Below are 18,746 nucleotides of genomic sequence, written 5' to 3' on the forward strand. Positions count from 1 at the left end.
ACCTGCTTTCCCTGCAAGGCTCAGTTGGCGGACACAGCGCATTGTCCTGACAAGCGAGGGGGCGCGAACAGGGCTCACGGCGGCACCCCGCGCGCCTCCCCTGCGCCCGACACGCGGCCGGAACAAGGACCACCACCCCGCTCCGCCCCCGCGCCACGCCCGGATTTCGTGGCCCGACGGTCACCGAAAAGCCCTACGGCGTTGTCAGTGGCCCGGCGTACCCTGGAAACCACCAGGCCGCCCTTGTGGCGGGCGAGTCGATCCAGGAGGACGAGCAAGGCCACAGAGCCGGCCCATGACTCAGACACCCACAGCTCACACCCCCGCGCGGGAGCAGGCGAGAGCACAGTTCACGGTCCCCGCCCAGCACCCGATGGTCACCGTCCTGGGGTCAGGGGACGCCCTCCTGCGCGTGATCGAAAGGGCCTTCCCGGCGGCCGACATCCACGTCCGGGGCAATGAGATCAGCGCGGCCGGCGACGCCCGTGAAGTCGCCCTCGTCCAGCGCCTGTTCGACGAGATGATGCTGGTGCTCCGCACCGGGCAGCCGATGACGGAGGACGCAGTGGAACGCTCGATCGCCATGCTCAGGGCGAGCGAGAACGGGGATGGCCCTGAGGAGACACCGGCCGAGGTGCTCACCCAGAACATCCTGTCCTCGCGAGGCCGCACGATCCGCCCCAAGACCCTCAACCAGAAGCGGTACGTCGACGCGATCGACAAGCACACGATCGTCTTCGGCATCGGTCCCGCGGGCACCGGCAAGACCTACCTCGCCATGGCCAAGGCCGTCCAGGCCCTCCAGGCCAAGCAGGTCAACCGCATCATCCTCACCCGCCCGGCGGTGGAGGCGGGCGAGCGCCTCGGCTTCCTCCCCGGCACCCTGTACGAGAAGATCGACCCGTACCTGCGCCCCCTGTACGACGCGCTGCACGACATGCTCGACCCGGAGTCCATCCCGAAGCTGATGGCGGCGGGCACGATCGAGGTCGCGCCGCTGGCGTACATGCGCGGTCGCACGCTCAACGACGCCTTCATCATCCTGGACGAGGCCCAGAACACGAGCCCCGAGCAGATGAAGATGTTCCTCACCCGGCTCGGCTTCGAGTCGAAGATCGTGATCACCGGTGACGTGACGCAGGTCGACCTGCCGAGCGGCACGAAGTCGGGGCTGCGGCAGGTGCAGGACATCCTGGAGGGGCTCGACGACGTGCACTTCTCCCGCCTGTCGTCGGCGGACGTCGTCCGGCACAAGCTGGTCGGCCGTATCGTCGACGCGTACGAGAAGTACGACAGCGAGAACGGTACGGAGAACGGCACCCACAAGGGTGCCCGTGACAAGCGGAAGTAGATCAGCACGACCATGTCGATCGACGTCAACAACGAGTCCGGAACCGAGGTCGACGAGCAGGCGATCCTCGACATCGCCCGCTATGCCCTCGCGCGGATGCGCATCCACCCGCTCTCCGAGCTCTCGGTGATCGTCGTGGACGAGAACGCCATGGAGCAGCTCCACATCCAGTGGATGGACCTGACCGGGCCGACCGATGTCATGTCCTTCCCGATGGACGAGCTGCGTCCGCCGAGCAAGGACGACGAGGAGCCCCCGCAGGGGCTGCTCGGTGACATCGTCCTGTGCCCGGAGGTCGCCGCGAAGCAGGGCGCCGAGGCCGAGACGCAGCACACCATGGACGAGGAGCTCCAACTCCTCACCGTCCACGGTGTGTTGCACCTCCTCGGCTACGACCACGAGGAGCCGGACGAGAAGGCCGAGATGTTCGGCCTGCAGGCCGCCATCGTGGACGGCTGGCGCGCGGAGAAGGGCCACACCGGCCCCTCCCCGGCGCCGACGGTCTCCTAGGGCACCGGGTCACCTCATCCCATGAGTCCTCAGATCGTCGTCGGGGCCATCGCCCTTGTCGTTGTCGCCTGGCTCGCCGCCTGCGCGGAGGCGGGCCTCGCGCGCGTCTCCAGCTTCCGCGCCGAGGAGGCCGTACGGTCCGGCCGGCGCGGCAGCGCGAAACTCGCGCAGGTCGCCGCCGACCCGACCCGCTATCTCAACGTCGCGCTGCTGGTGCGGGTGGCCTGCGAGATGGCCGCCGCCGCGCTCGTCACCTACGAGTGCCTGCACGTCATCCACGGCACAGCGCCCGCGCTGCTCGCCGCGATCGGCGTCATGGTCCTCGTGTCGTACGTCGCGGTGGGGGTCTCCCCGCGCACGATCGGCCGCCAGCACCCGCTGAACACGGCCACGGCGGCGGCGTACGTGCTGCTGCCGCTCGCGCGGATCATGGGCCCGATCCCGTACCTCCTGATCCTCATCGGCAACGCGCTCACGCCCGGAAAGGGTTTCAGGCGCGGCCCGTTCGCGTCCGAGGCCGAGCTGCGGGCGCTGGTGGACCTCGCCGAGAAGGAATCGCTGATCGAGGACGAGGAGCGCCGCATGGTGCACTCCGTCTTCGAGCTGGGCGACACCCTCGTGCGCGAGGTGATGGTCCCGCGCACCGACCTCGTCGTCATCGAGCGCTACAAGACGATCCGCCAGGCCCTCACCCTCGCGCTCCGCTCCGGCTTCTCGCGCATCCCGGTGACGGGCGAGAGCGAGGACGACATCGTCGGGATCGTGTATCTGAAGGACCTGGTCCGCAAGACGCACATCAGCCGCGACGCCGAGTCCGAGCTGGTCTCGACGGCCATGCGCCCCGCGACCTTCGTCCCGGACACGAAGAACGCCGGTGACCTGCTGCGCGAGATGCAGCAGGAGCGCAACCACGTCGCCGTCGTCATCGACGAGTACGGCGGCACGGCCGGCATCGTCACCATCGAGGACATCCTCGAGGAGATCGTCGGCGAGATCACCGACGAGTACGACCGCGAACTCCCCCCGGTGGAGGAGCTGGGCGACGACCGCTACCGCGTCACCGCCCGCCTCGACATCGGAGACCTCGGCGAGCTGTACGGCTTCGAGGCCTACGACGACGAGGACGTCGAGACGGTCGGCGGCCTCCTCGCGAAGGCCCTGGGCCGGGTCCCCATCGCCGGCGCCTCCTCGGTCGTGGAACTGCCCGACGGACGGGAACTGCGCCTCACGGCGGAGGCATCGGCGGGCCGCAGGAACAAGATCGTCACGGTGCTGGTGGAGCCGGTGGACCCGGCCGAGCCGCCCGAGGAGGAGACGAAACCGGAGTGAGTCCCGAGCAACTGCGCGCGTTCTGCCTGTCGTTCAACGCGACGGTCGAGGAGTTCCCCTTCAACCCGGACACCTCCGTCTTCAAGGTCCTGGGCAAACTCTTCGCCCTCACCCGCCTGGACGCGACCCCCCTCACGGTCAACCTCAAGTGCGACCCGGAGGACGCGATCCGGCTCCGCGAGGAGTACGAGGGGCTGATCATCCCCGGCTACCACATGAACAAGCGGCACTGGAACACGGTGACGGTGGACGGACAGCTCCCGGACCGGTTGGTCCGGGAGCTGGTGGAGGACTCGTACGACCTCGTCGTCGCCGGTCTACCGCGCGCCGAACGGCTCCGCCTCGACCGCCCCTGACCCGGCCCGCCGCGACCGCAGTCCTACGGCCACCAGCACCGCCGCCCCCAGCAGGATCGCCGCGTCGATGCCCACCACGGTGTGGACCCCCGCCATCAGATCGCCGGACGTGGTGGCGAGGACGCCCAGGAGGGGGATGCCGACGGTGATGCCGACCTGCTGGGTGGAGGTCACCAGGCCGGTGGCCAGGCCCTGTTCCTCGTCGGGGACGCCCGAGGTGACCGTGAGGCCGTAGGAGATGATCGCGCCCAGGTGGCACATGCTCGCCAGGGAGACGGCGGCCGTGGCCACCCAGACCGACCAGGTGTGGGCGTTCAGGGTCAGCAGGGCGCCGGTCAGGACCGCCTGGCCGGTGAGCGAGGCGACCAGGGTGCGGCGGGCGCCGACGCGGCCGATGACCTTCGGGGCGCAGACGCCCGCGACCGCCGAGAGGATGCCCTGGACGCCGAAGACCAGGCCCGTCTCGAAGGACGACAGGTGCAGGATCTCCTGGAGGTACAGGGTCAGGACGAAGACCACCGTCGACATCATCGAGAAGGTGACCAGGCCGCCCAGGTTGCCCCACGCCACCGTGCGGCGGCGCAGCATCGGGAGCGAGACCAGCGGCTGGGGCGTCCGGGACTCGATGGACACGAAGGCCGCCAGGAGCAGGACGCCCGCGATCAGGGTGACGACGACGTCGGTGCGGGCGAAGCCGTGGTCCGCCGCCGTCGAGAGGGCGTAGATCAGGGACAGGAGTCCTGCCGTGACCGTGATCGCGCCGGGGACGTCCAGGCGCGGGCGGTCCGGGGTGCGGGACTCGGGGAGCAGGGTGGGGGCCAGCGGGAGGACCAGCACCGCGAACAGGGTCAGCAGGGCCATCGTCGAGCGCCAGCCGAACGCGTCGGTCAGGACACCGCCCGCCACCATGCCGACGGTGAAGCCGAGCGAGAGCAGGGTGCCGGAGATGCCGAGCGCGCGGTCGCGGGCCGGGCCCTCGGGGAACGTGGTGGTGAGCAGGCTCATCCCGGTCGGTACGATCGCCGCCGCGCCCAGACCCTGCAGCGCCCGGCCCGTCAGGAACGACGCCGGGTCCCAGGCGAAGGTCGCCAGCAGTGAGGCCGCGCCGAACAGGGCCAGGCCGGTGAGGAACAGCCGGCGACGGCCGTAGAGGTCGCCGATACGGCCGAACAGCAGCAGGAAGCCGCCGGACGGCAGCGCGAACGCGGTGACCGCCCACTGGAGACCGGACTGGCTCATGCCGAGGTCGGCGCCGAGCGTGGGCAGCGCCACGTTGAGGACGGAGAAGTCCAGGGCGACCATGAACTGGGCCGCGCAGAGGACGAAGAGGACGAGTTTGTCGCGGGTCGAGAGGCGGGGTTCGCCGAGGGGTTCGTGGACGGGAGTGGTGGTGTCGGTCGCCATGTGTCGAGCTTCCCGGCGCCGGAATAGCCGTGGGGAGCCGCAAGTTGTGCTGGTGGTGGCACCACCAGTCAGCGCGAGGGGGATGTGTACGTGACTGAGGACGCCCTGAAGAGCCGTCGGCTGAGCGAACTGCGCGAGTTCCTGATGAGCCGCCGGGCCCGGGTCTCCCCGGCCGAGGCGGGGCTGCCGGACGGCGGGGCGCGGCGCCGCACGCCGGGGCTGCGCCGGGAGGAGGTCGCCGTGCTCGCGGGCGTGGGCGCCTCCTGGTACCAGTGGCTGGAGCAGGGGCGGGACATCTCGGTGTCGCCGCAGGTCCTCGACTCCGTCGCCCGGGTGCTGCGGCTGAGCAACGTCGAGCGCCGCCATCTGTACGTCCTGGCCGGGCTGAACCCGCCCGCGCCGGAGCCCGCGGCCGATCACGGGTGCGAGGGGATACGGCGGCTGATCGACGCGTGGATGCCGTTCCCGGCGCACATCATGGACCGCTACTACAACTGCGTGATGTACAACGAGGCGGCCGGCTGGGTGCTCGGCATGCGGCCCGAGAACACCCAGAACTGCCTTGTCGACTTCTTCACCGACCCGCTCTACCGGGCCCGTTCGCAGAGCTGGGAGCAGAACGCTCGCATGGTCGTCGCGCAGTTCCGGGCGGCGTGCGCGGACCGGCCCGACGACGAGGGGCTGCAGGAGGTGCTGGCCGAAGTGGCCGCCGTCAGCCCGGAGTTCACCGAGCTGTGGGCGCGTCGGGACATCCTGGACGCGGGCGTGGTCCGCAAGGAACTCGACCATGAGCTGGTGGGGCTGCTGTGCGTGGAGTCGACGGCGTTGCGGGTGCCGGCGCGGCCGGATCTCACGATCGTGCTGCACACGCCGTTGGACGAGGCGAACACGGTGGGCAAGCTGGAGTGGCTGGCGTCCCCCGAGGGGCGGCGCGGGTCGATGTACCCCGTGGCGGGATGAGTTCCCCGGCCCTTCGTATGCTCTGTCCATGACCGACAGCAGCGCGCTTGACCCCGAGGACCGCAAGATCGTCACCCTGGCCCGCTCCGCGCGGGCCCGCAACGGTGTGCCGGAGGGCGCGGCCGTACGGGACGAGACGGGACGTACGTATGTCGCGGGGACGGTAGCCCTCGACTCCCTGTCCCTGAGCGCGCTGCGGACGGCCGTGGCGATGGCGGTGGCGTCCGGGGCGAAGTCGCTGGAGGCGGCGGCGGTGGTGACAGAGGCGGAGTCCGTCCCGGCAGAGGATCTGGCGGCCGTACGGGACCTGGGCGGCCCGGAGACCCCGGTGCTGGTGGCTTCGCCGGACGGTGTAGTCCGGCTAACCGTCCCCGCCGGCTGAGGTGACACTGGGGGCTACGCCCCCAGACCCCCATCGGCCCTGAAGGGGCCTCGTCCTCAAACGCCGGACGGGCTGAGTATTGCCGGCCTGTGCTGAAAGGCTGGACGAGGCTGAGTGATGCTGGCCTGTGCTGAAAGGCTGGACGAGGCTGAGTATTGCCGACGTGTGCTGGAGGGCTGGACGGGGCTGAGTATTACCGACCTGCGCTGCAAGGCTGGACGCGTTGCCCACGGAGATCGACGCGCTCAAGATCAAGCCCCGCCGCGCAAAACTCAGCCCCTCCGGCGTTTGAGGAGCGGGGTCTGGGGCGGAGCCCCAGAGGGATGGGACGGGTAGGGGCGGCGGGGGCGAGAAAAGCTCGCGGAACCCCAGACCACCCCCCCTTAGAAGCCCAGCTTCCGCAACTGCCGAGGGTCCCGCTGCCAGTCCTTCGCCACCTTCACATGAAGGTCGAGAAACACCGGCGTACCGAGCAACGCCTCGATCTGCTTACGCGACTTGATACCGACCTGCTTCAGCCGCGCACCCTTCGGCCCGATGATGATGCCCTTCTGGCTGGGCCGCTCGATGTAGACGAACGCGTGGATGTCGAGAAGCGGCTTGTCGGCGGGCCGGTCCTCGCGAGGCAGCATCTCCTCGACCACGACGGCGATGGAGTGCGGCAGCTCGTCCCGCACCCCCTCCAGCGCGGCCTCGCGAATCAGCTCCGCGATCATGACCTGCTCGGGCTCATCGGTGAGATCGCCCTCGGGGTAGAGGGCGGGGCCCTCCGGGAGCAGCGGGATCAGCAGATCCGCCAGCAGATCCACCTGCTGGTCCGCGACCGCCGAGACCGGCACGATCTCCGCCCACTCGAACCCCAGCTCCTTGCCGAGCTGATCGATGGCGATCAGCTGCTCGGCAAGCGTCTTCGAGTCCACGAGGTCGGTCTTCGTGACGATCGCGATCTTCGGCGTCTTCTTGATGGACGCGAGTTCCTTGGCGATGAACCGGTCACCGGGACCGAGCTTCTCGTTCGCCGGGAGGCAGAAGCCGATGACGTCGACCTCGGCCCACGTGGTGCGGACGATGTCGTTGAGCCGCTGACCGAGCAGCGTGCGCGGCTTGTGGAGCCCCGGGGTGTCCACGAGGATCAGCTGCGCGTCCGGCCGGTGGACGATGCCGCGGACCGTGTGCCGCGTGGTCTGCGGCTGGTTGGCGGTGATCGCCACCTTCTGGCCGACCAGAGCATTCGTAAGGGTGGACTTGCCCGCGTTGGGGCGGCCCACGAAGCAGGCGAAGCCGGCGCGGTGAGGGGCCTCCGACGACGCGGACGGCTTGGATGACGGGGTACGAACGCTCATGGCGCCCATTGTCCCTGATCCACAAGCCCCCGCCGCACAACAGTCCACCCGTGCCCCTCACGGTGAGCTTTCAGAAACCCTGCCGCAATGAAACGTCACGGAAACACCCCCGTGCACAACCGGAAACCCGAGCCGGTGACCCTCTGACGAGCCCCCACACCGTTGGAGACGACCGTGACCCTCTCCGTCACCGAAGCCGCCGCGCATGTCGACACCGGCGACACCGCCTGGCTGCTCGCCGCGACCGCCCTCGTCCTGCTGATGACCCCGGGCCTGGCCCTGTTCTACGGCGGCATGGTCCGCACGAAGAGCGTCCTGAACATGCTGATGATGAGCTTCGTGTCGATCGCGCTGGTCACGGTGGTGTGGCTGGCCGCCGGTTACTCGCTCGCGTTCGGCGACGACGTCGGCGGCGGCCTGATCGGCGGTCTGCAGCACGCCGGCATGGCGGGCCTCGGCCCGGACAGCGTGCACGGCACGGTCCCCACGCTCCTCTTCGCCACCTTCCAGCTGACCTTCGCGATCATCACGGCCGCGCTGATCAGCGGCGCGGTCGCGGACCGGGTGCGGTTCGGGGCGTGGCTGGTGTTCGTGCCGGTCTGGGCGCTCCTCGTATACGTTCCCGTCGCGCACTGGGTGTGGGGTCCGGGTGGCTGGATCGCGGCGCACCTCGGCGCCCTCGATTTCGCGGGCGGTCTGCCGGTCGAGATCACCTCGGGCGCCTCGGGCCTGGCCCTGTGCCTGGTGATCGGCCCGCGTCTCGGCTTCAAGAAGGACGCGATGCGACCGCACAACCTCCCCATGGTGATGCTGGGCGCGGGTCTGCTCTGGTTCGGCTGGTTCGGCTTCAACGCCGGTTCCGCGCTCGGCGCCAACGGCCTCGCCGCCGCTGCCTTCCTCAACACCCTCACCGCGGGCTGCACCGGCCTCCTCGGCTGGCTCTTCGTCGAGCAGAAGCGCGACGGCCACCCCACCACCCTGGGCGCCGCGTCCGGCGCGGTCGCGGGCCTGGTCGCGATCACCCCGTCCTGCGGCTCGGTCTCCCTGCTCGGCGCACTGGTCGTCGGCCTGGCCGCCGGTGCCGTCTGCTCGTACGCGGTCGGCTGGAAGTTCAAGCTGAACTACGACGACTCGCTCGACGTCGTCGGCGTCCACCTGGTCGGCGGCGTCATCGGCACCCTCCTGATCGGCGTCTTCGCCGTCACCTCCATGACCACCGGCCCCGAGGGCCTCCTCTACGGCGGCGGGCTCGCCCAGCTCGGCAAGCAGCTGGTGGCCGTGGCCGCCGTGGGGGCGTACGCGTTCCTCGTGACGTACGGCATCGGGAAGCTGCTCGACCGGGCGATGGGGCTGCGGGCGAGCGAGGAGGAGGAGCGGACCGGGCTCGACCTTACGGTGCACGCCGAGAGCGCATACGATCACGGCGTCCTGGGCCACGGAGCCCCGGTCGGCGCCACCCTCCCCTCCGCTCAGAAGGTCAGCAACCAGGCATGAAGCTCATCACCGCGATCGTCAAGCCGTACCGCCTCGACGAGGTCAAGACGGCGCTCCAGGAGCTCGGCGTGCAGGGCCTGACCGTCACCGAGGCCAGCGGCTACGGCCGGCAGCGCGGCCACACCGAGGTGTACCGCGGCGCCGAGTACCGCGTCGACCTCGTCCCCAAGGTGCGGATCGAGGTCGTCGTCGACGACGCGGACGCGGACGCCGTGATCGACGCGATCGTCAAGGCCGCGCAGACGGGGAAGATCGGGGACGGGAAGGTGTGGTCGATCCCGGTCGAGACGGTCGTACGGGTTCGGACGGGCGAACGCGGCCCCGACGCGCTCTGACCGCCAGCGCGCCCCCGACGAACCCGACCGCGAGCAGCAGCGCCGCCGCGAGCCACGGCAGCGCGAAGAACGACGCGCTCGCCGACTGCTTCGTGCCCGGCGCGCTCGCGGTCAACGTGACGTCCCCCCAGTCGAGTTGGGGCGACCCCTTCCACGGCTCGGTCAGCTTCACGCGCTGCCCGGGCAGCAACTCGGCCGGGATACGGGTCAGTCCGCGCGACAGCAGGGTACGGCCGAACAGGCCCTGCGCCTTCAGGGTCACCTTCGGGTCGAGGGTGACGTTCCCGGTGTTGTGCAGCGTGTAGGAGATCGTGGCGTCGCTGTCCCCCAACCCCGGTACCAGCGGCTGGTGATGGGACACCCGCACGTGTTCCACGGCGAGGGCGGGGAGGGTGGGTCCGCTGACCCGGAGGTAGACGCGGGCGCCGACGGCCCGCTGCACGCCGAGGGCCAGGGAGCCGTCGCCCTTGTCGACGCGCTCGTCGAGGGCGACCAACGCGCCCGGGTGGTCGCCCGGTTCGGCCCCTTCGGGCACGTGCAGGGTGAACGGCACGGCAACCGCCTTGTGGGCGGGGACGGTCACCCGGGACCTGGCGGGCTTCGCCCAGGCGCCCACCCCGCGCATCCTCTCCGTCATCGTCCGCACGGCGAACCCGCCGTCACGCGCGGTGTTGTAGGCGTCGGCCGCGTACAGCCGGAAGGTGAGCGGCTTCGCCGTCTTGTTGGCGACGACCACCTTGTCCCGGATGGTCTGGCCGGGGTCGGCGGAGAGATAGAAGTACGGCCGCGCGGCGATCTGCGAGGCGGCCGGGTAGACGGACCAACTGCCGTTGTCCGCCGCGTGGGTGGAGGGCGCGGCGAGCACGCCGAAACAGAGGCTCAGGAGGAGGACGTACAGCTTGCGCATGGGTGCGGACCCCCACGGACGAGGTATGGCGGTCGGGCGGGTGCGGGCGCCCGGCCACCGGAGGTGAGAAGGACGGTCAGGTGAGCGTGAGCGTCAGAACGCCGGAGTACGAGCCCGGAGGCGTGAACGCCGGTACGTCCAGGGAGAGTCCGGCGTCGACGGTGAACTGACCGCCGGTGAGCGTGCCGTCGGGCGTGGACGCGAGCGTCGCTCCCGAGGTGCCCACCGTGCCCGCCGAACCGGCGGCACACGTGCTCGGGCTGCCCGCCTTGGTGGCACAGGCGGGGGTCCAACTCAGCTTCCCGGCATCGATCTTGGCGCCGGGACCGGTGAAGTCGGTGACCTTGCCGGTCAGGGACCAGCCCGCGGGTCCGCCGCGGAAGTCCTGGACCGTCACCGTGTTGAGGGCGCCCGTGGAGGCACCGCCCTTGCCGAAGTCGACCGCGGACAGACCCACGGCGTCCCCGGCCTGCGCCATGGACAGCGTGCCCGCCTTGACGGTCGTCGTCAGCTTCTGACTCCCGGGCGGAACGGGCGTGGTGTCGTTGACGACGTAGGCGGCGGGCCCGGCACCGAGGTCGTCGCTCCACGCGTTGCCCTCGTACGCCACGATCCCGGTGGTCGTCTTGTCGTTGACGACCAGCGAACCGCTGATGGCACCGCTCGCACTGGCCGTGACGGTCGCCGTGTCCGCGGTCTGCGCGGTACCGGACCGCCCGGCCAGGGTCACGGTGGCACCCGGGGTGAAGTTGCTGCCGGTCACGGTGACGCTGTCACCGGCGTTCCCGGAGGCCGAACCCAGGCTGATCGCACGGGTGTTGACCGGGGTGGTGGCGGTCGCGGTGACGGTCTCGGAGACCGGCGCCGGCGGGTTCGTCACCGTGCAGGGGGTGTCCAGCTCCAGGATGTAGCTGGTGTGGATGTTGTAGTCGCCGGGCGAGAGGGTGATCGCGCCCGGGGTGGTGACCGTGAAGGTGCCGGTCATGGAGAACGACGGGAAGGCGCCGTTGCCCGGCACCGGGTCGTTCTTCTTGGGCCCGGCCACCGTGACACTGCCGGTCTGGGCACCGCCGAGGGTGACCTTCCCGGTGGGCGTCATGATGTCGGCCGGCAGCGCGATCGCGGTCGGGTTGCTGGCGGCGGGCTTGACCACCGTGTACGTCACGGTGACGGTGTCGCCGACCTTCGGCGCGGTGTTGTCCACCGTGATCGCGGCGGTCGTGGTGCCGTCGATCGGCGGGATGCCCGCGACCGCCGGCGGGATGCAGTGCGTCGGGAAGTCCACGTTCGTGGACGCACCGGCCGGACAGGCCAGCGCACCGCCGGTGGCGACCGCGAGCGCGGTCACCCCCAGCAGTGACGCCCAACGGCGTCTTCGGGATGTCGTAGCCATGACTGTGCCCCCTCCTGAGGACGGTGGGCACAGCGGCTCGTCCGCGCCCACAGGGGGCATTGATGTGGGGATCGCGTGAGAAGTCAATGGAGACGGGCAAACAAACTGATGGGCCGTCAGTTCCTGCTCAACGGCGGGAACCGACGGCCCAGTTGGGGCCGTGGGGGGAAATTCTCAGTCGAACACGAACGGGCCCGGCGACTGCGGCGCGGTGGCCGTGCAGGTCACGGCGACGCCGAAGATGGTCATCTGCAGCGAGCCGCCGTACGACTCCAGGCTGTCACCGGAGGCGACGGTGCCACTGAGCGGGCCGACGGTGACGGGGTCGCCGGTGGCCATGGCCGGGTTCTTCGTCCCGCTGAAGACGGTGGTGCCACCGCTCGCGTTCACGAAGGTGAAGGTGGAGGAGATGGAGTCCTGCGACAGGGGGAGCGGGGCGGTGATGGACGACGTGACGGTGACCGTCGCCGCCGTACCGTCCTGCGTGGCCGTGATCGTGGCCGCGCCGCCGCCGAAGATGCCGCAGTCCGCGGTGATCGTCGCCGTCTGGGGAGTGACGGCGAGCGCACTGGGCGCGAACGCCAGCGAGGCGGCCGCGAGGACCCCCGTCACCAGTGCCGCACCGGTGCCGATCCGCTTGCTTCCGAGCTTGCCTTTCATGGGTCTGGTTCCCTTCCCGTGTCTGGGAATGCCATGTGGGGACGGACGGAGAACACCTCAGAAACGCCCGCGAGCGCGGTGCGGTACGCCACACGAGCCAGAATCTGACGGTCCGTCGGAACTTACGGTTCCATTGATGCGCGGGGGACGGGGGAGGGCAAGGGCGAAATCCGGACGGGAAACTTCCGGACACGCGCCGTCGGCGTTCTTCTTCGCGATCAGGGCGTCGGCGCGGGGGACATGTCCTGGAGGCCGATCACCCTCAGCAGTTGCAGGCGTTCGTGCGACTCCGTGCCGGGGCGGGCCGTGTGGATGATCAGAAGGTGGTGGGCGTCCTGGTTCAGGAGGATCTCGCAGTCCAGCTCCAGGAGACCCACCAGCGGGTGACGGAAGCGCTTGGTGGACTGGCGGCGGACGGCCACCTCGTGCTCCTCCCACAGACGGGCGAACTCCTCGCTGGACGAAAGGAGTTCGGCCACCAGCGCGGCCGGCTCGGGATCGTCGGGGCGGGCCGCGGCCACCGCCCGCAGGTTCGCCACATGGAGACGGGCGTGCTCGGGCACGTCCTCCGGCGGGAACATCTCCCGGGCGGCCGGGTCCAGGAAGAACCGCCGGAGCAGGTTGCGCTCCCGGGGCGGCCTCGCCAGCGCGTCACCCGACAGCGCCCGCGACATCGCGTTCTGCGCGATCATCTCGCCGCAGTCGCTCGACACGTGTGCCGGGGTGTCGTGCAGCCGGTCCAGCACCAGGAGCAGGCCCGGGCGCAGATGCCCGGACGGGGCGCCCCGGCGCGGCGGCTCCTCACCGGTCAGGTGGAACAGGTGGTCGCGTTCGTCGTCCGTCAGGCGCAGCGCCCGCGCGAGCGCCGTCAGCATCTGGCGGGACGGCCGCGGGCCACGTGACTGCTCCAGCCGCGTGTAGTAGTCCACGGACATACCGGCCAGCTGGGCCACCTCCTCGCGGCGCAGCCCGGGCGTACGGCGGCGGGCGCCGGCCGTGAGGCCCACGTCGGCGGGGTCCAGGCGGGCCCGGCCCCGGCGCAGGAAGTCGGCGAGTTCGGCTCGGTTCACCCTTCCAGGGTGCGCCCGTCCGCCCGGCTTATCCAGGGACCGCCGATCCCCTGATCGGAAGGGCTCTCCCGGTACGGGCCGAGCTGTCCAAAGCTGGTCGGAGACGAGAGGAGCACGACATGCTGACACTGGTGACAGGCTCGACAGGACAGGTCGGACGCCGCTTCGTACCGAGGCTGCTGGCGCAGACCAGGCCGGGGGAGCGGGTACGGGTACTGGTCCGGGACGCGGCCCGCGGCGAACGGTTCGCGGAGCTGGGCGCCGAGGTCGTACTCGGTGATCTGCGCGACGAGGACGCCCTCGGCAAGGCGGTCTCCGGCGTCGACGCGGTGGTGAACGTCGCCGCGTCCTTCCGGGGCGTACCGGACGACGAGGCCTGGGCCGTCAACCACACCGCCGCGGTCGCCCTCGGCCACGCGGCACTGACCTCGGGCGTTGGCCGCTTCGTCCAGGTCAGCACCGGGATGATCTACGGCTCGGGGCGCGGCCGCCCCCTGACCGAGGAGGACGAGAGCCGCCCCGGCGGCCAGATGTGGGGCGCGTACAACGAGTCGAAGGTGGCGGCGGAGCGGGAACTCCTCGCGCTCACCGACATGGACGTCCGCGTCGCCCGGCTTCCGTTCGTCTACGGCGAGGGCGACCCCCACCTGGCCAACGCCCTCCAGTGGGCGGCGCACTGGGCCTCGAACCAGCGCCTCCACATGGGCCACCACGCGGATGTCGCCCAGGGCCTCCTGCGCATCCTGCACGCCCCGGGGATCGCCGGCCGCGTCTACAACATCGCCGACGACGCCCCGGTCACCGCGGTCGACGTCCACCTGCTCAACGGCGTCGAGATCCCCGCCGAACTCGCACAGAACACGGACCCGGACCCCTGGTTCGGCATCATGTCCACGGACCGCATCCGCCGCGAACTGGGCTACCGCCCGATGTTCCCGACGGCGTGGTCGGCACGGGACGCCGGAGTGCTCTGACGCAGGCCCACGGCCTCAGTCCACCCCCCGAATCCGCCGCACCAGCAACGCCCCCGCCATCCCGATCACCGCGGACACCAGATACAGCACCCGGTACCCGCCCAGATACGTCACGATCGGCGCGGCGAGGGCGGGGGCGGCGACCTGGGGGAGGGCGTTGGCGACGTTGATGACGCCGAGGTCCTTGCCGCGGTCCAGGGCCTTCGGGAGCACGTCCGTCATCAGGGCGAAGTCGACCGACGTGAAGACGCCGAACCCGATGCCCAGGACCGCCGCAGCGGTGATCGCGCCCGGCCAGGTCTGCCAGCCCGCGAGGACCGCCGTCGCGACCGCCATCAGCACGCCGGACCAGATCACGAACGGCTTGCGGCGGCCGACCCGGTCGGACCACACCCCGCCGACCACGACCGTGGCCAGCAGCGTCAGACCGTTCACCGCCGTGAGGATCAGGACGCCCTGGTCGGGGTCGTGGTAGTGCAGCCGGTCACGCAGGTAATACAGCAGGTACAGCAGCACCAGCGCGTTGCTCAGGTTGATCAGGAAGCGGGTCAACCACGCCCAGCCCAGGTCCGGGTAGCGGCGCGGGCTCAGCCAGAACCCCCGCACGAAACCCGGCCAGGACCACACCGGCCGTGCGGCGGGCGGCAGGTGGAGATCCTTGTACCGCAGCACGTACGGCAGCACACCCACCGCCGTGAACACCGCGCACGCCACATAACCCGCGCCGATGCCCCCGGCCGCCGTCGCGAGACCCGTCCCGCCGACCACGCCCAGGATCTGCGCGGCACCCAACCAGCCGCCCACAGAGCCCCGTTGGAGTCGCGGCACCCGGTCCGGCACGGCCGCCGTGATCGCCGCGAAGGCCGCGTTCAGGGTGAGCTGGACCAGACACCAGCCCGCCGCCATCGTCCACACCCCGCCCGCACCCGCGAGCAGCAGCAACGACAGCGCCCCGCCCGCGGCCCCGCCGACGATCCACGGCGTCCGGCGCCCCCACCGCGCCGTCGTCCGGTCGGACAGCGCGCCGAAGAGCGGATTGGCGACCAGCGACACCAGCGCGCCCGCGCCGGTCACCCAGGCGAGCATCGTCTCCTTGGACATGCCGGTGCCGGGCGCGAAGTCCTTGGCCTGGGAGGCGAGCAGGATCTGCAGCGGGCCGTACCAGCCCACCCAGATCGCCCCGTTGGCGAGGGAGAGCGTGGACGTCCAGCCCCGGCCCACCCGTTCGACGGGCTCGGCGAGCGCGAGCCCCGAAGCGGCCGTGGCGGGAGCTGGGTTGCCGTCGTCCACCGAACTCCCCGTCGTCGTCATCTCTGCGCCCGCAGCATGCCCTGGAACCAGCCGTACGACGCCTTCGGGGTGCGCTCTTGCGTCTCGTAGTCGACGTGCACGAGGCCGAAGCGGCGCTCGTAGCCCTCCGCCCACTCGAAGTTGTCCAGCAGCGACCAGACGAAGTACCCGCGTACGTCCACGCCGGCTTCCAACGCCCGGTGCAGCGCCCGGACATGGCCGTCGAGGTAGGCGATCCGGTCCTGGTCGTCGATGCCGTCGTAGGAGCAGCCGTTCTCGGTGATGACGACGGGCGGGAGGCGGTCGCCGTAGCGGTCGCGGAAGGTGGTGAGGAGTTCGGTCAGGCCCTCGGGGACCACCGGCCAGCCGAAGTCCGTGACCGGGACGTCCTCGATCTCCCTTACGGAGAAGGGGAGTTCGGCGGGGAGCGTGAGGCCGCCGAACTCGATCTCCGCGCCCTGGGGCGCCCCGACCCGGCTCGGCGCGTAGTAGTTGACGCCGTACCAGTCGATCGGCTCGGCGATCACCTTCAGGTCGGACTCGACGTCGCCCGGCATCAACTCGCCGAGCCCCGACGGGTATTCACCCAGCAGCAGGGGGTCGGCGAAGAGGCGGTTCAGGAGCAGGTCGTAGAAGTTCGCCGCCTCGATGTCCTCCGGCTCCTGCGAGGCCGGCCAGGTCGGGCCGTGCGAGTTGGCGATCCCGATGTCGGTGGCACCGGCCGCGCGCAGGGCCCGTACCGCCAGGCCGTGCGCCAGGAGTTGGTGATGGGCGACCGGCAGCGCGTCGAAGAGCAGGGCCTTACCGGGGGCGTGCGCGCCCAGCGCGTGCCCCAACAACGTGTGTTCCGCGGGCTCGTTGAGGGTGATCCACTTCTTCACCCGGTCACCGAGACGCTCGGCGACGACGGCCACGTACTCCGCGAAGCGGGACGCCGTGTCCCGCCGCAACCAGTCCTGGGTGACCGGGAGATCCCAGTGGAACAGGGTCGGGACCGGCCGTACGCCCGCCGCGCACAGGTCGTCGACGAGGCGGTCGTAGAAGTCGAGGCCGCCGGGGGAGTTCACCCGCGGCCAGGAGATCGAGAAGCGGTACGCGTCGACGCCCAGGTCGGCCAGGAGGGTCACGTCCTCACGGTGGCGGTGGTAGTGGTCGCAGGCCACCGCCGCTGTCGAGCCGTCCTTGATCCGGCCCGGCTCGGCCTCGAACCGGTCCCAGACGGACGGCTCGCGTTCGTCCGCCGCGCCCTCGATCTGATGGGCCGACGTCGAGACGCCCCAGAGGAATCCGGCCGGGAACCGAGGTGTCGGGTTGCCTGCATCAATCGCCATGCGCCGGATCATCGGTACCGGCGGTAACGGGTGTCAACGGGCGGGCGTGAACAAGCAGTTACGCCCGCCCGAGGACATCCGCTCAGGCGCCTTCCTTCAACACCCTTGAGATCAGCTCCCGTTGATCGTCGGTGAGCCGAGGGTCGGCCGTGTGCACCGTTTTCCCGTCCACCGTGATCTCGTAGTGGAAGCCGTCCGGGACGCCTGTCGTGGGCGCGCTGTGCCCGGCGGCGACCGCCCGTTCGGCCAGCGTGTGCCACTCGTGGGCGTCGGGCCGCGTCGAGGTGTCGACCTCGCCGCGGCGCTGGATACCGCCGAAACCACCCGTGCGCCGTACCTGAATACGCATGGGCCCCTGTCTAGTACGGATACGGGTCCGGCGCGACCGCCCCGCCTACGAGGTCGGCACTCCGACCTGTTCCCACGCCTTCGTCACGGCCTGCAACTCCTCGCCGGCGTCCCCGAACCGCGCCTTCGCCGCGGCCACCGTGAGCTTCGCGAAGTCCGCGAACAGGGCGTCCTTCTTCAGCTCGCCGCCGGTGAGGACGTCGTACCAGATCTGGCCCGCCTTCTCCCAGGCATGGCCGCCGATGGCGTCGGCGACCAGGTAGAAGGCGTGGTTGGGGATGCCGGAGTTGATGTGCACGCCGCCGTTGTCGCTGCCCGTGTTGACGAAGTCGTCCATCGTCGCGGGCTGCGGGTCCTTGCCGAGGGCGTCGTCGTCGTAGGCCGTGCCCGGCGCCTTCATGGAGCGCAGGGCGACGCCCGAGACGCGCGGGGCGAGCAGGCCCGCGCCGATCAGCCAGTCGGCGTCGGCGGCGGTCTGGCCGAGCGTGTACTGCTTGATGAGCGAGCCGAAGACGTCGGAGACCGACTCGTTCAGGGCGCCGGACTGGCCGTAGTAGGTGAGGTTCGCGCTGTACTGCGTGACGCCGTGGGTGAGTTCGTGGCCGATGACGTCGACCGGGATGGTGAAGTCGAGGAACAGCTCGCCGTCACCGTCGCCGAACACCATCTGCTCGCCGTTCCAGAACGCGTTGTCGTACTTCACGTCGTAGTGGACGGACGCGTTGAGCGGCAGGCCCTGGCCGTCGATGGAGTGCCGGTTGAAGGCGTTGAGGTACAGCTCGAAGGTGGCCCCGAGTCCGGCGAAGGCGCGGTTGACGGTGGCGTCCTTGCCCGGGTCGGAGCTCTCGGCGCGCACCTTCTTCCCCGGCAGGTCCTGCTTGTGCCGGGCGTCGTAGATCGTGCGCTGCGGCTTGTCGGACGCGACCGGCGCGGCGATCGACGGGGCGCCGATGACGGTGGTCAGCCGGCGGTGGGTGCGCTCCCAGGCGTCGCGCTCCAGGGTCTGGCGGGCGGGACCGGAGAGGGCGGGGTCCTCGTGCTGGGCGAGCTTGTCGAGGACATGCGGCGGGACGATCGTGCAGAAGACGGGCTCGAAGCCCCCGTGAGTCGTCATGGTCGGCACCCTGGCACCGAGTGATGGAGATGTCACTACCGGCAACCATGATTGGTGGAAAACGCGGACATTCATCACAGGCTCGTAGCTCAGAGTGGTATACGACGGCGGATGTCCCGCATAGTGATACGGCCCCTCGCACGGCGCACGTCTCGGCTACTCTGCTGAACATCATGCGTATCGGGCTGCTTCTCC

General features: G+C 70.4%; 19 protein-coding genes. 9 read left to right on the top strand and 10 right to left on the bottom strand.

Annotation, left to right across the window (positions count from 1 at the left end; translation table 11 throughout):
- The first annotated feature begins 295 nt into the window (after positions 1 to 295).
- From OHT77_RS29910 to OHT77_RS29925, 4 genes are read left to right on the top strand one after another with little or no spacing between them, the layout of a single operon-like run.
- Positions 296 to 1,351, top strand: a complete 1,056-nt coding sequence (locus tag OHT77_RS29910; protein WP_328831513.1) for a PhoH family protein — start codon at positions 296 to 298, stop codon at positions 1,349 to 1,351.
- Positions 1,352 to 1,363: 12 nt separating this feature from the next.
- The gene (gene ybeY, locus OHT77_RS29915; RefSeq protein WP_266768526.1) at positions 1,364 to 1,861 is read left to right on the top strand and encodes an rRNA maturation RNase YbeY; all 498 of its coding nucleotides are present in this window, start codon (positions 1,364 to 1,366) and stop codon (positions 1,859 to 1,861) included.
- A 21-nt stretch (positions 1,862 to 1,882) separates the two neighbouring features.
- Positions 1,883 to 3,190 carry a hemolysin family protein gene (locus OHT77_RS29920; protein ID WP_328831515.1) on the top strand — a complete coding sequence of 436 codons (1,308 nt, stop codon included), beginning with the start codon at positions 1,883 to 1,885 and terminating at the stop codon, positions 3,188 to 3,190.
- Entirely contained in the window at positions 3,187 to 3,546 is a 360-nt protein-coding gene (locus OHT77_RS29925) for an MmcQ/YjbR family DNA-binding protein (RefSeq protein WP_328831516.1), read from the top strand. Before OHT77_RS29920 ends, OHT77_RS29925 begins: the two co-directional genes overlap by 4 nt.
- Here OHT77_RS29925 and OHT77_RS29930 read toward each other — a convergent pair.
- Positions 3,508 to 4,950, bottom strand: coding sequence for an MFS transporter (locus tag OHT77_RS29930; RefSeq protein WP_328831518.1), 1,443 nt, complete (start codon positions 4,948 to 4,950; stop codon positions 3,508 to 3,510). The two genes, OHT77_RS29925 and OHT77_RS29930, sit on opposite strands and share 39 nt — an antisense overlap.
- 144 nt (positions 4,951 to 5,094) lie before the next feature.
- On the opposite strand from OHT77_RS29930, the gene OHT77_RS29935 reads away from it, so the two are divergent.
- Together OHT77_RS29935 and OHT77_RS29940 are read left to right on the top strand one after the other, a co-directional pair.
- The gene (locus tag OHT77_RS29935; protein WP_328834382.1) at positions 5,095 to 5,910 is read left to right on the top strand and encodes a helix-turn-helix transcriptional regulator; all 816 of its coding nucleotides are present in this window, start codon (positions 5,095 to 5,097) and stop codon (positions 5,908 to 5,910) included.
- 28 nt (positions 5,911 to 5,938) lie between these two features.
- Positions 5,939 to 6,292 carry a cytidine deaminase gene (locus tag OHT77_RS29940; protein ID WP_328831519.1) on the top strand — a complete coding sequence of 118 codons (354 nt, stop codon included), beginning with the start codon at positions 5,939 to 5,941 and terminating at the stop codon, positions 6,290 to 6,292.
- Between the two features lie 383 nt (positions 6,293 to 6,675).
- On the opposite strand, the gene era is transcribed toward OHT77_RS29940, so the two are convergent.
- Complete coding sequence (gene era / locus OHT77_RS29945) at positions 6,676 to 7,644, bottom strand: GTPase Era (RefSeq protein ID WP_266768517.1); 969 nt, start codon at positions 7,642 to 7,644, stop codon at positions 6,676 to 6,678.
- Positions 7,645 to 7,809: 165 nt separating this feature from the next.
- Between era and OHT77_RS29950 the strand changes: the two genes are divergently transcribed.
- Entirely contained in the window at positions 7,810 to 9,129 is a 1,320-nt protein-coding gene (locus OHT77_RS29950; RefSeq protein WP_328831520.1) for an ammonium transporter, read from the top strand.
- On the top strand, positions 9,126 to 9,464 hold the full coding sequence (locus tag OHT77_RS29955) for a P-II family nitrogen regulator (RefSeq protein ID WP_328831521.1): 339 nt from the start codon (positions 9,126 to 9,128) through the stop codon (positions 9,462 to 9,464). Before OHT77_RS29950 ends, OHT77_RS29955 begins: the two co-directional genes overlap by 4 nt.
- Here the strand turns inward: OHT77_RS29955 and OHT77_RS29960 are convergent.
- The 4 genes from OHT77_RS29960 to OHT77_RS29975 form a co-directional block, all read right to left on the bottom strand.
- Positions 9,358 to 10,371, bottom strand: coding sequence for a WxL protein peptidoglycan domain-containing protein (locus tag OHT77_RS29960; RefSeq protein WP_328831522.1), 1,014 nt, complete (start codon positions 10,369 to 10,371; stop codon positions 9,358 to 9,360). The genes OHT77_RS29955 and OHT77_RS29960 overlap by 107 nt on opposite strands.
- A 76-nt stretch (positions 10,372 to 10,447) precedes the next feature.
- Positions 10,448 to 11,764, bottom strand: coding sequence for a beta-xylosidase (locus OHT77_RS29965; protein ID WP_328831523.1), 1,317 nt, complete (start codon positions 11,762 to 11,764; stop codon positions 10,448 to 10,450).
- Between the two features lie 174 nt (positions 11,765 to 11,938).
- Entirely contained in the window at positions 11,939 to 12,424 is a 486-nt protein-coding gene (locus tag OHT77_RS29970; protein ID WP_328831524.1) for a hypothetical protein, read from the bottom strand.
- Positions 12,425 to 12,642: 218 nt separating this feature from the next.
- Entirely contained in the window at positions 12,643 to 13,494 is an 852-nt protein-coding gene (locus OHT77_RS29975; RefSeq protein WP_328831525.1) for a helix-turn-helix transcriptional regulator, read from the bottom strand.
- A 119-nt stretch (positions 13,495 to 13,613) separates the two neighbouring features.
- Between OHT77_RS29975 and OHT77_RS29980 the strand changes: the two genes are divergently transcribed.
- Complete coding sequence (locus OHT77_RS29980; protein WP_328831527.1) at positions 13,614 to 14,468, top strand: NAD-dependent epimerase/dehydratase family protein; 855 nt, start codon at positions 13,614 to 13,616, stop codon at positions 14,466 to 14,468.
- Positions 14,469 to 14,483: 15 nt separating this feature from the next.
- Here OHT77_RS29980 and OHT77_RS29985 read toward each other — a convergent pair whose 3' ends face one another.
- The 4 genes from OHT77_RS29985 to OHT77_RS30000 form a co-directional block, all read right to left on the bottom strand.
- Positions 14,484 to 15,779, bottom strand: coding sequence for an MFS transporter (locus OHT77_RS29985; RefSeq protein ID WP_328831529.1), 1,296 nt, complete (start codon positions 15,777 to 15,779; stop codon positions 14,484 to 14,486).
- Positions 15,776 to 17,101 carry a GH1 family beta-glucosidase gene (locus OHT77_RS29990; RefSeq protein WP_328831530.1) on the bottom strand — a complete coding sequence of 442 codons (1,326 nt, stop codon included), beginning with the start codon at positions 17,099 to 17,101 and terminating at the stop codon, positions 15,776 to 15,778. The genes OHT77_RS29985 and OHT77_RS29990 overlap by 4 nt, the downstream gene beginning before the upstream one ends.
- Positions 17,102 to 17,171: 70 nt before the next feature.
- Positions 17,172 to 17,438, bottom strand: coding sequence for a protealysin inhibitor emfourin (locus OHT77_RS29995; protein ID WP_266768502.1), 267 nt, complete (start codon positions 17,436 to 17,438; stop codon positions 17,172 to 17,174).
- Positions 17,439 to 17,483: 45 nt separating this feature from the next.
- Positions 17,484 to 18,551 (bottom strand): M4 family metallopeptidase, encoded by a 1,068-nt coding sequence (locus OHT77_RS30000; protein WP_328831531.1) that lies wholly within the window; start codon positions 18,549 to 18,551, stop codon positions 17,484 to 17,486.
- Between the last annotated feature and the right edge of the window lie 195 nt (positions 18,552 to 18,746).

This window comes from Streptomyces sp. NBC_00252 (assembly GCF_036187565.1).
In the GTDB taxonomy this organism is placed as follows: domain Bacteria; phylum Actinomycetota; class Actinomycetes; order Streptomycetales; family Streptomycetaceae; genus Streptomyces.